The following is an 11,447-nucleotide window of genomic DNA, read 5'->3' on the forward strand; positions in this document are numbered from 1 at the left end:
ATACAAAGGAAAGCAATATGTTCTAGTTTTGCAAAGTAAGAAGTACCAGTAAGAGGGTAATAATTTTTTATTCTTAAAAATAGAAAGAAATGAAAATTGGAATAATAGGTACCGGTGCAATCGGTGGTACAATCGCTAAAAAATTGGTTGCAGCCGGTCATGAGGTAAAGGTGCATAGCGCCGGCGAATACGATAGTCTAAAAAAAAGAGCTCAGGAACTGGGTGCCTCACCTTCTACAATTAACGAGGTCGTAAGCAATGTTGATGTTGTTATTGTATCCATTCCTACAAAGGCCATTCCTGATTTACCGAAAGATTTGTTCGCAGATGTTCCAGATAATGTAATCGTGGTTGATACTTCTAACTATTATCCGTTCCGTGATGCCAAGATAGAAGCACTAAAGAATGGTAAAGTGGAAAGTATATGGGTTGCTGAAACCCTGGGACGCCCTTTAATTAAAGCTTTCAACAATCTGCTAGCTCACAGCCTTGAATATGGAAGTAAACCTGAAGGGGCAGAAGGGCGAATTGCGATGGCTGTGTCTGGCGATGATGACAAGGCTAAAATGATTGTATCTGACCTGATCAATGATGCCGGTTTTGATGCTGTTGATGCGGGAAGTCTTTCTCAATCATGGAGGCATCAGCCTGGTACGCCTGCATATTGTACTGAACTGAATGTAACGGAACTTAAAGAAGCGCTTGCCGATGGCATTAAAGAAAACGCTGCCGATCTGAGGGACCTGGCGATCAGTAAACTTATGGAACATACTACACAACCTTCTCATGAAGAGATATTAGCGCTAAACCGCTCATTGTTCCCTAAAAATCCCAAGGGCCTATAAATACCAACGGTACAAAACTTAATGCCATCTATTTTCGAACATTCATCAAGCCGGTGAATGTTTTGAGTTGATATTGTTTCTTTCTACTCTTTATTATCAAATGTGAAATGGTTGGCTCTTCAAGAGGCCTCCACTTGAAGATAGTCCTACTTGGTGGGTATTTAAATGTCTGATTGAGACATACTGGTGCCTGGCTTTTACTTACATGGTTGATCAATTTAAATTTCTAAACTGCCGGGGTGAAAAACCAGTTTTATTTTTAAACAGTTTGGTAAAGTGAGAGGGGTGCTCAAAGCCGAGGTCATAAGCAATTTCACTAATTGATTTTTCAGTGCTCCATAATAGAGATTTTGCTTTGTCAACTAATTTTAGATGCATGTGCTCCTGTGTTGTTTTACCTGTATATTTATTTAATAGATCGGATAAATAATTTGCAGATAAATTTAGCTTTGAAGCAAAATATTTTACATCCGGTATGCCTTCCTCTATAAGAGACTCCTGGGCAAAATGATCGGTTAACAACCTGTCAAATTGCTGCACAATATCATTACTGGCTTTTACCCTCGTTAAAAACTGACGATCATAAAAGCGAGAGCAATAAGCAAAGAGCAATTCCAGGTTACTCAGGATAAGATCATAAGAATGATTATCGAGATTTATAGAGATTTCCCGCTGAATATTCTCAATACAACCTCTTAGAATATTCTTTTCGCTATCGGAGATATGCAACGCTTCATTAGTGTCATATCCAAAAAATGAAAACCCGGTTATTTTAGCTCCCCTGGCGCTGGCATTCAAAAAATCAGGATGGATATAAAGCCCCCAACCTTCCACCTCGTTTTCAAGACCCGGAGTTAAAACCTGATATGGCGATGTAAACATAAGCGTACCTTCGGTAAAGTCGTAGGTGGTATGTCCATACTTGAAAATTCCCTTTATTTTTTTGCAGGCAGCAGAATACAGATTTAACCGGTATGAAACATCAGACTTTCTGTGAGAACGGTCTACTTTCGCCAGATCAACAACGGAAATCAGGGGATGCAATGGTTTCTCGTAATGAAAGAAATCATGTAATTCAGCAATTGATTTGATGTCTATATATTTCATTACCGTTGCTATTTTCTTTTTCTGGGAAATTATTAGATCAAGTTAGTACTTTTTTAAACCAACCTTGCCGTAAATTAAGGCCAAAGACATGCTTTTAATGCCATGTCCTTAGCCATCTGGTTTGGTATTAGCAAGGTTTGCCCCCACAACTTGTCAGATTACAATCCCGCCGCCTACCTCAATGCGTTGTGCATTCACAAAGCGACTGTCGTCTGAAAGAAGTGATGCCACAAAAAGGCCAACATCCTCAGCTTCGCCAAGACGTCCAAGCGCCGTCATGCTGGCAATCTGTTGACGGTGATTTTCGTCGCCCTTTCCTCCACCGAATTCAGTGTCAATTGCTCCAGGCGCAACTGTATTGACACGAATTTTTCGGGATGAATATTCTTTTGCGAAGTACCTTGTTAATCCTTCCAACGCAGCTTTCAGTGAGCCATAAACTGCAACACCAGGAAATGCGAACCGTGCAAGTGCCGAAGATATGTTAATGATCTGGCCACCGTCGATAATTAAAGGAATTAACTTTTGCGTGAGAAAAAATACACCTTTGAAGTTCACATTTACAAGCTGGTCAAAAACATCTTCCGTCGTATCATTAATAAGCGTTCGTTGCGCAATTCCGGCATTATTTACCAAATAATCGAAGTTTTCGCGGTTCCATTCCTTCTTAAGGACCAGCTCAACCTGACCAGCGAAATCGCTGAATGATGCCACTTTTGCTGAATCCAATTGCAAGGCAACGGCCTTTCCACCCCCCTTGTTGATTTCATCAGCCACTGCTTCCCCTTTTTCCGGACTATTGTTATAGGTGAGAATAACGCCAATCCCGCGCTTTCCCAGGTTAAGGGCGATGCTCTTTCCAATGCCCCGGCTTCCTCCGGTTACTAAAGCGATCTTTGATTTTTGAGTTTTTGTGTTCATAATAAATAATTTAATGACACAAAGCTCTTCTAAACTCCTACCGATCACTTATACTTTTAATGGGAAGACTTATACTTTTTACAGATAACATCTTTTTAATAGCTAATGGCTTTTTCAATTCTGTAATAATTTACAATCTTATCAAACATTTATACAATGGATATATTCTGTGATACTTATGTTACCTGATAACTTTTTTGCTAAAATAAATTTTCAATTAAAAGGATGCAATCCGAATATTGCTATCTTTTATCCTACTGGTTTTAATTGTGAGTGCCTTATTCAGGGGTTGATATGACTGTTATTGCAACGGATATTCAGGTCGCCGTAGAAAGCATGGTGGATAAGCACGCCTTCCGCGCTCTTTTGCCTGCATAAAATTCCGAATACCTCTTTTTAAGTCAGCTTATAAATAAATTCTTCAATTTCTGCCTGTCTGGCATTGGCAAAACCTTTGTCTGTACCGATCTTCACAAAATTGCATTTCTCTAACACTTTCTGTGAACCAAAATTATCAAACGCAACCCGCCCGAAAATGGGTCTACTATTTTCCCTTTTTAAAAACTCCCTAAGTGCTCCTGTTGCAACACCCTTACCCCATTTTTTTTTGTCAATCCAATATGTAATTTCGGCTTCACCCTCCATTTCAAACTTTGCGATACTTCCAACAATATTGTTGTCCACAATTATTGTCTGCATATTTATAGTCTGGTCATCCAACAGTCTTGTATATTTCTGAAGATATGCTGCTTTGTCTGTTGGATCTTTTGATGTGAAAGCAGCTAAATAGTTTGCGTCCTTGTCAAGCTGAAAAATAAAGAAGAAATCTAAATCAGTAATTTCTGTCTTTCGCAATATTATTTCACTATCGTTTATCATTTCTTTTATTAATTTTCTTTCCAGTCTTTAAAAATAAATCTTAATGCATCATAATAAGCGCTTACAGGTTCCGTCATATGTGTTTCTGCAGGATAATATTTGTAGGTGTGTACAAGCCCTTTTATTTTTTTGACTGATATTAAAGAATCAAATCTCAACAGGTTGGTATGAAAAGTACTTGAATCGCTTATACCTTCACTTGCATCGCTGTAAAAAAGTGTTTTGTTCAGTACCGTCCCCTTTTGTAATGTTCTATCAGCCAGCTTTAATACATATTCCCCGTCCCACCAAAATGAAGGACTAATAGCAATATATGCATCAAACATATCCGGTTGAGTAAGTAAACAGTTGATTGAAGCAATACCCCCAAATGAATGGCCGGCCAATATTCTATAGGATTGTGTTTTATAATTTGCATCAATGTACGGTATCAGTTCATCCCGTATAAATTGTAAAAATGCCTCATTGCCACCGCTTGGCTTCATCCATGATGTTGCACTTGTATCAGGCTTTCCAAAATAATTGATGATACTCACTGTTGGCGTAAGGTCCCTCGTACGTTTAGTATTGGTAATGCCTACCACAATCATCTGAGGTATTGCTTTAACGTCCCAGCGGCCAAGGTAATCAGCATACTGGGCAAGCATATCAAAATGGCTTTCTCCATCCATTAAATATAAAACAGGAAACTGTTTATTTATGTCACTGCTATCAGGCTTTGGATAATGTATATATACCGTTCGGTTTTCATGCAATATTTTCGAAGCAATTATAACTACATCACCTGGCATTGTTTTTTGTGCTTTTACCTGAATTGAAAAAAACAGGAACAATATTGCCAGGCTTTTAACAAAAGGGTAACGCAACTGTGTGTTAGCCATATACGCTTGTTTAAATTTCCAAATTGACCTACTAGTACACGTTTGGTAAATTAGTGAAATAATTTTGGATGTACACAGTCATTATTGTATGCGCCTGAAGACTGATACAGGAATAGATCCATCCGTACGGGCCGGTACCCGCCAGCTCAGTGTATCTCCTTTTAGTGTAAAAGGACGGACTTGCAAAGTTTGATCCTGATTAGGGTAGGTAGCGCGGTCGATATTGAAGGTGACAGTACCTTTGATGTTATCTATACTATAAGTGCCGAAATGACAACTTTGGCTTAAAACTGCATTCTTGTATTCTTCTGGTGTGCCTTTGGCGCGTTCGACTGATGTAAATTTCGTGCGTTCAGTCCCGAATATTTCCACCACGTAGTGACCATCTGTGGTGAAGATGGCTATGCCATGTGGTACATTCCCATAATCAGCTACCCGTTTGCCATCCGGCAAAATCTTGTCTGCAGCAATCAAACGCCAGGAACCGACAAGCAGATTCGATTGGGCTAGCGCAGGTTTACCAATAATAACAATCACAATACAGAGAATGCCATTCAATAATGTTTTTTTCATAAAATAGTTTTACGATTGATGTAATTGGCAACAAATCTGCAGCTTAGGATTTGCCTGGGAAACTATATTCAACCAATGTATACTTTTCCTCAACACACTCCGGAGTATATACTCAAAAAGTCCGTTTGCGAATAAGCTCCATCAGGCTGTCCCGGAATTTTTCTCCGACGGGTATTCTTATTTCGCCAATATGTATATGATTGTCCTGTATCCTCATTATTTGACGCATATTCACTATAAAGGATTGATGAACCCTTATAAAGCCCGTTGGCAGTTGAGCTTCTATGTCTTTGAGGCGCCTGTAAGTAAGAAGGCTAAAAGATGGGGTTACTACCTGTACATATTCCTTCTGACTTTCAAAAAAAAGGATATCGTTCAACAGGATCTTTCGATGCTCTTTGCCTGATTTCACAAAAAAATACTCATCACCCGCAATTCCATTTTCTTCCTTTGCTGTTATCCGGTGTGCTTTGAAATGCTCTTCGGTTTTGCGTACAGCCGCCAGGAAACGCTTAAGGGTAATTGGCTTAAGCAAATAGTCAATAGTATGGTAAGAATAGCTTTCGGCAGCGTATTCGCTATACGCAGTTGTAAATACAATCCCTATATCCGGAGATAATAATGCTGCCAGGTCCATACCATTAACCAGGGGCATGTTAATATCCATAAACACAAGGTCAATCTCGTTATTTTTTAAAAAGGCAATCGCCTCCAGGCCGCTGTAACATTTTGCGACCAGTTGCCAGCCGGTAGCCTGGCCAATGAGTACTTCCAGCAGGCTAACTGCTTTGGGTTCATCATCAACTATCATACAACGTAGTATCATGTGAGCGGAAATTTTAAACTGGCAACAAAATACTCCTCATTTTCTTCGGTCGTATACAGGTCAAAATCCTTTCCATAAAGGATCGTCAGGCGTTGACGCAGATTTTTTAATCCAAGCCCCTGCATCTGCATGGGATCAGCATGCCTGTTCAGATAATTCCTGGTCTGAAAAACAAGATACTGCTCTTGTTCATACAGCGATATGTATATATTATTGCTTCCCGAGATCTTATCTATCCCATGCTTAAAGATATTTTCTACAAAGGTCATCAGCAACATAGGAGGAATTTTTCGCTGGTCGTCAATACTGCGTTGAAATATGATTTCCGGCTCAGGTTGTATCCGCATTTTCTCCAAAGCAATGTAGTTGTCAAGGAATTGAATCTCTGTCGCCAGTTGAACATATTCATTGGTGCTTTGATCAACAAAATAGCGCATAATGTCCGAAAGGCGTTCGATGAGGAGTGCGGTTCGCGGGGCTTCCATAAACGCCTCATAATACATAGCGTTCAGCGTGTTGAATAGAAAGTGCGGCTGCACCTGCGCCTTCAGCAATCTTAATTCAAACTGGCTTTGTTGCAATAATATTTTTTCCGACTGTTGTTTTAATGTAAAATAGGCCATCGCCAGCCGGAAGACAAAGCTGAGGATAAAGACAGTCGTCACGGAAAGCAAAAAGGTAATGTGAGACCAGGCATCCAGCCTGTGGGGGGCAGCAGCAAAAGCGTTATTGCGTATATACAAGGATAAATAACCGCGCCCAATCCCTGCTATTACCAACAAGACTATTGAACCCAGTAAATAAGGGAGATACTTTTTCTTTTGATAGAAACGGGGATACAGGAAGTTAATATTTCCATATACGATAAGTGCATAAAAACCACAACTATTACATGCGGATAGCGCCGATCGCGCGGCTCCGTCTGCCTGCAACATGGAAAAGAAACTGATGATCCCGATTGATGCCCACACCAGGTAATGCAAACACATCAAACGAAACTTTTCGGAGAACGGTTTAAGTGACATCGGTTGGCTAAGTTAGCTGATTTTTGACTCTTTTTCTCTCCCTTCAATAAACCTGGTAAAAAGCTAAACCAAAGCCTCGTATTCCTCATTTTACAAGGTTATACAGCCGCTTCTCTTCATTCTGATGCGGCATACCCGATGAAGTTAGTCCTATAACCGGTATTTCATCACTATTCAGATTTATCGTTTATATTCTACGGATGGAAGCATCAGTGCTGTATTTTCAACATTATGAGAATCTGCTGCGGCATGGAGAGGCGTGCCGATAGAACTACTTTTATCATGTATATCAGCACCTAATTCTAACAAGCTTCTTATATTGCCAAATATACTACGAGATCGATTGTGAAGAGGTGTATTTCCCCAAGTGTCAGTGGCTTGTAAATCTGCACCTTGTTCAACCAACCATACTGCTAATTCATGAGGACAATTGTCATATGCCAGGGCGGTTTGCTTACTATATCCTCCACGAGCATCAAGCTCACATTTATTAAATACCTCTTTTAGTTCCTGAAGATTTCCCTTGTTCAATAGTTCTTTAAAATCTTTGCTTAGTGTTTTTCTTTTCTTTGCCATGTTTGTGTTCACATTACATAAAGTACAATTCTCCGATAAGGGCTTTTGCAGGTGAAAATAATGATCGGGGCGTCGATATGTAAATCTTGTTTATTCGGGCTGCTCAGTCATTCGGTACCTCCAGCCCCTTTTTTCGATGGTTCGTATATTGCTTACATCCTTCAAAGTTAAAAGATAATCATACAAATATACAAGTTCATTATCGCTTCTATTTCCTTCAAATGGTTCAATATACACGGCGTTTCCATAATTGCTCCTCGATTTTTCCGGTGAATCATCAACAATAATGATCTGCTCCAGCTTAAAACCTTTCTTTTTTACTTTGTCCAACCGCTTTTCAAAATAATAAGTATCTAAATTATAATCCCGTTTTATGGTGCACCTGCTTTTACCCCATATCATGAACCATTCTACTGTATCTGGTGTTATCATTTTAACAATCTCCTCTACATATTCATTGCTTGCAGAACTCCACACGCCCAATGTAAAATGTTGGGATATATTTATAAGAAACCGGTCAAGCCCGGGACGCCTATAAACGTGAAATAAATCAAATTTAAAATCAGGAGCAACAGCCAGAGGGACAGGGCTAGCATGTATCAATGTTTCATCAAGGTCAAGTAATAAGAGTTTATCTGATTTTTCCGGCATGGCGTTAAAAGATTTGCAATTCATTCACTAGCAGCACCAGCATTCAAAGGTCATCCAAATATCACAGCTACAAATATACTTAAATGATAATTTAAGTATGCACACAATTCAGTCCTCCCAACCTGAAAGGGCTGAGTAGTAATACTTCTCTACCCTTTTTGATGCTTTATGTCATCAAAATTGCTGCCCGGGGGATTTCGGCTACACTTTTGACAAATTAGGCTAACTTTAAATGGCCGTCTTTACGGATCTTTGTATTGGAAAACAAAGCCTAAGTCATGAAAGCTACACCGCCTCCTGTCATTTATAAAAGTATCTCTGAGTTGATGAGAGAGATAAATATGCCGGAACCGCTGCATCCGCTGGTTGCCTTAGTGAATTATGATAAACACAAGGGCAGCCCTAAAAATGCCGTACATAATTTCCTGATCAATTTTTATAAAGTTACTTTTAAGAAGGACTTCAGAGGCCAGGTAAAATATGGACAAGACTATTATGACTTTGAGGAAGGCGGCCTGGCTTTTTTAGCGCCCAATCAACTGATAACGATGTCCAACGATCAAAACTGCTATCAGGGTTACAACCTGTTCTTTCATGCCGATCTGATCCGGAATTATCAGCTGGGAAAAAATATTCATCAGTATGGCTTCTTCTCGTATGCCGTGAATGAAGCACTGTTCCTTTCCGAAAAAGAGAAAAAAATAATCGCCGGCTTATTTGAAAACATTGCCGCCGAGTTGGATAATAATATTGATGCTTTTAGCCAGGATGTGCTGGTTTCCCAGATCGAACTGCTGCTTAATTATAGTAATCGCTTTTACAACCGCCAATTCCTTACCCGCAAAGCAATTCATCATGATTTAATCAGTCAGATGGACACCTATCTGTCAGCTCGCTTTGCAGACCAGCAGGGCGGCATACCGACAGTACTTGAAGCGGCTAAGCATCTTCAGGTGTCACCAAGATACCTGACAGATATGCTCAAGTCATTGACCGGGCAAAGCGCACAGCAGCATATACATGACCGGTTAATTGAAGAGGCTAAAGTGGTCCTAAGTACGACCCGGCTGACTATCGCCGAAATTGCTTACCAATTGGGTTTTGAGCATCCACAGTCTTTTAACAAATTATTTAAGCGATACACCAATCTTTCTCCGACAGTCTTCAGGAAGTCCTTTAATTGACCACCTGTATACTCCATCCCTATTCGTCGCAGATCTGATGAACTTTTAAGGAAAAAAAATATGTAAGGCTACTCAGTGCAGCAGCTGTCAGGGCACAGCATGCCTGAATCTTTTTGATTAAAAATTACAATACAAATAGTACAATAAAATGAAACAAACTGAAAACAACGTAGATACGATTGAACGTGCTTCGGTGATGAAGGCGATCCGGCTGCACGAGTTTGGTGGTCCGGAAGTATTACGTTATGAGAATGCACCGCTTCCTGAACTAAAGCCAGGTGAAGTACTCGTTCGTGTTCACGCGGTGGGTATCAATCCTCCCGACTGGTACCTGCGCGACGGATATAAAATGCTTCCTCCAGAATGGAGACCACAGCCCTCCTTCCCTATCATTCCGGGAACGGACATATCGGGCGTCATCGAGGCCGTCGCACCGGACGTACAGGGCTTTTCTGCCGGCGATGAAGTTTTCGGCATGGTTCGCTTTCCCAGCTTCGGGGATAGCGCTGCTTATGCAGAATACGTAGCTGCACCGGCATCAGACTTCGCGCACAAGCCAGCCGGCATCAACCACGTGCAGGCCGCGGCAGCGCCTATGGCAGTTCTCACTGCATGGCAGTTCCTGATCGAGCTGGGGCATGATGTACAGAACCCTCTTCAACCAGAGAGGCATCGCCCGGTGCCACTTAACGGCAAGACGGTACTCGTCAATGGTGCAGCGGGTGGCGTGGGACACTTAGCGGTGCAGCTGGCAAAATGGAAGGGGGCGCACGTCATAGCGGTGGCATCAGGCAAGCATGAGTCGTTCCTGCGCGAACTCGGCATTGACGAATTCATCGACTACAAAAAGAACGCTCCCGAGGATGTCGCGCATGATAATGATCTCGTTGTTGATACCCTTGGCGGCCCCACCACCGGTCGTTTCCTGCGCACACTCAAGCCTGGCGGCGCGTTGTTCCCGGTGTTCTTAGGCTTCTCCGACGCTGAGGAGGCTGCGAAGCGAGGCATCACAGTCTCCATGACCCAGGTGCGCTCAAACGGTTCACAGCTCGCGGAAATCGGACGCTTGCTCGATGCCGGGACAATTCGCGTGGCCATCGATAGTACATTTCCACTTGCTGAAGCTCAAAAGGCGCACGAACGAGCTGCCCAAGGGCACATCCAGGGCAAGATCGTGCTCACAGTCGCATGAGGGTGAAAATTTCAAAGAGCACGCTCCTCTGGGGCGTGTTCTTTAGAATCAGATATTATCAAACAAAAGTACAAACATGGATATTAAAGAATTAGCGGATAGGGCCTCCCTCAAAGACCTCGTTGATGCCGTTTCCATCCTGGCGGATAAGAAGGATGTACACTCCCAGGTACAACTATTTTCTGAAAATGCAATATCAGAAACTTTTGCCGGAGGTGTGTCAGTTTTAAAACTGAAAGGCAGGAAAGAAATGGAAGAAGCGTTTGGAAATTTCCTTAAAGACTTTGAAACCGTTTACCATTTAAATGGTCAGCAGACGGTGACTATAAATGGTGATAATGCTACCGGAACGTCTTATTGCCTCGTTACATTGATCGGTATTGAGAACGGTAAAAAAATGAAAACTACTATCGGCGCTACTTACCAGGATGATTTCATCCGTGAGAATAACCGCTGGCTGATCGCTAAGAGAATAGGGAGTTTCGACTGGCAGGAAAAGCGGGAAGTCTATCAATGATTTATATGGTTTATGTCTTCTATTAAAAACTAAAAGTGATTTTGTGCAAAGTAGCAACAGACTAGCGATCCACAACCTACTTTTGCTGTCACGATGAAAAAAGAAAAGTATCCTTATATAACAAACGAAACCTTTAAAAGGGAAAAAGTATGTCTACAAAATTTTCCAAATTTCTTGATAAAAGGGAAAAAACGGTAGTAGGAAAGTTGACTGTTTCCGAGGAAGCTGTGCGAAATAGTCCTTTTATTATAAAAAAAATAGAACAGGCTA

13 protein-coding genes are annotated in these 11,447 nt (G+C 41.2%); 4 read left to right on the top strand and 9 right to left on the bottom strand.

Going from position 1 to position 11,447, the window contains the following annotated elements; genetic code table 11:
• Nucleotides 1-89: 89 nt before the first annotated feature.
• Entirely contained in the window at nt 90-845 is a 756-nt protein-coding gene (locus tag F3I09_RS12845) for an NADPH-dependent F420 reductase (protein ID WP_149695433.1), read from the top strand.
• A gap of 213 nt (nt 846-1,058) precedes the next feature.
• On the opposite strand, the gene F3I09_RS12850 is transcribed toward F3I09_RS12845, so the two are convergent.
• The 9 genes from F3I09_RS12850 to F3I09_RS12890 all read right to left on the bottom strand — a co-directional run bounded on the left by F3I09_RS12850 (nt 1,059) and on the right by F3I09_RS12890 (nt 8,284).
• Nucleotides 1,059-1,952: an AraC family transcriptional regulator gene (locus F3I09_RS12850; RefSeq protein WP_149695434.1), complete on the bottom strand. Its 894-nt coding sequence runs from the start codon at nt 1,950-1,952 to the stop codon at nt 1,059-1,061.
• Nucleotides 1,953-2,105: 153 nt separating this feature from the next.
• Nucleotides 2,106-2,873 (bottom strand): SDR family NAD(P)-dependent oxidoreductase, encoded by a 768-nt coding sequence (locus F3I09_RS12855; protein WP_149695435.1) that lies wholly within the window; start codon nt 2,871-2,873, stop codon nt 2,106-2,108.
• A gap of 396 nt (nt 2,874-3,269) precedes the next feature.
• A complete protein-coding gene (locus tag F3I09_RS12860) occupies nt 3,270-3,752 on the bottom strand; it encodes a GNAT family N-acetyltransferase (RefSeq protein ID WP_149695436.1) in 483 nt (160 codons plus the stop codon).
• An 8-nt stretch (nt 3,753-3,760) separates the two neighbouring features.
• A complete protein-coding gene (locus tag F3I09_RS12865) occupies nt 3,761-4,633 on the bottom strand; it encodes an alpha/beta hydrolase (protein WP_149695437.1) in 873 nt (290 codons plus the stop codon).
• An 81-nt stretch (nt 4,634-4,714) separates the two neighbouring features.
• Nucleotides 4,715-5,206, bottom strand: coding sequence for a lipocalin-like domain-containing protein (locus F3I09_RS12870; RefSeq protein ID WP_149695438.1), 492 nt, complete (start codon nt 5,204-5,206; stop codon nt 4,715-4,717).
• Between the two features lie 112 nt (nt 5,207-5,318).
• Nucleotides 5,319-6,032, bottom strand: a complete 714-nt coding sequence (locus F3I09_RS12875; RefSeq protein WP_149695439.1) for a LytTR family DNA-binding domain-containing protein — start codon at nt 6,030-6,032, stop codon at nt 5,319-5,321.
• Nucleotides 6,029-7,057 (bottom strand): sensor histidine kinase, encoded by a 1,029-nt coding sequence (locus F3I09_RS12880; RefSeq protein ID WP_149695440.1) that lies wholly within the window; start codon nt 7,055-7,057, stop codon nt 6,029-6,031. The genes F3I09_RS12875 and F3I09_RS12880 overlap by 4 nt, the downstream gene beginning before the upstream one ends.
• A 180-nt stretch (nt 7,058-7,237) precedes the next feature.
• Nucleotides 7,238-7,633 carry a hypothetical protein gene (locus F3I09_RS12885; protein WP_149695441.1) on the bottom strand — a complete coding sequence of 132 codons (396 nt, stop codon included), beginning with the start codon at nt 7,631-7,633 and terminating at the stop codon, nt 7,238-7,240.
• 90 nt (nt 7,634-7,723) lie between these two features.
• Complete coding sequence (locus F3I09_RS12890) at nt 7,724-8,284, bottom strand: NIF family HAD-type phosphatase (protein WP_149695442.1); 561 nt, start codon at nt 8,282-8,284, stop codon at nt 7,724-7,726.
• Nucleotides 8,285-8,562: 278 nt separating this feature from the next.
• On the opposite strand from F3I09_RS12890, the gene F3I09_RS12895 reads away from it, so the two are divergent.
• From F3I09_RS12895 to F3I09_RS12905, 3 genes are all read left to right on the top strand, one after another.
• The gene (locus F3I09_RS12895; RefSeq protein ID WP_149695443.1) at nt 8,563-9,468 is read left to right on the top strand and encodes an AraC family transcriptional regulator; all 906 of its coding nucleotides are present in this window, start codon (nt 8,563-8,565) and stop codon (nt 9,466-9,468) included.
• A 148-nt stretch (nt 9,469-9,616) separates the two neighbouring features.
• Nucleotides 9,617-10,660, top strand: a complete 1,044-nt coding sequence (locus tag F3I09_RS12900; RefSeq protein ID WP_223233225.1) for an NADP-dependent oxidoreductase — start codon at nt 9,617-9,619, stop codon at nt 10,658-10,660.
• Between the two features lie 76 nt (nt 10,661-10,736).
• Nucleotides 10,737-11,177, top strand: a complete 441-nt coding sequence (locus F3I09_RS12905) for a nuclear transport factor 2 family protein (RefSeq protein WP_149695444.1) — start codon at nt 10,737-10,739, stop codon at nt 11,175-11,177.
• Nucleotides 11,178-11,447: the final 270 nt, after the last annotated feature.

The organism is Chitinophaga sp. CF418, from assembly GCF_900142925.1.
Taxonomy (GTDB): Bacteria; Bacteroidota; Bacteroidia; order Chitinophagales; family Chitinophagaceae; genus Chitinophaga.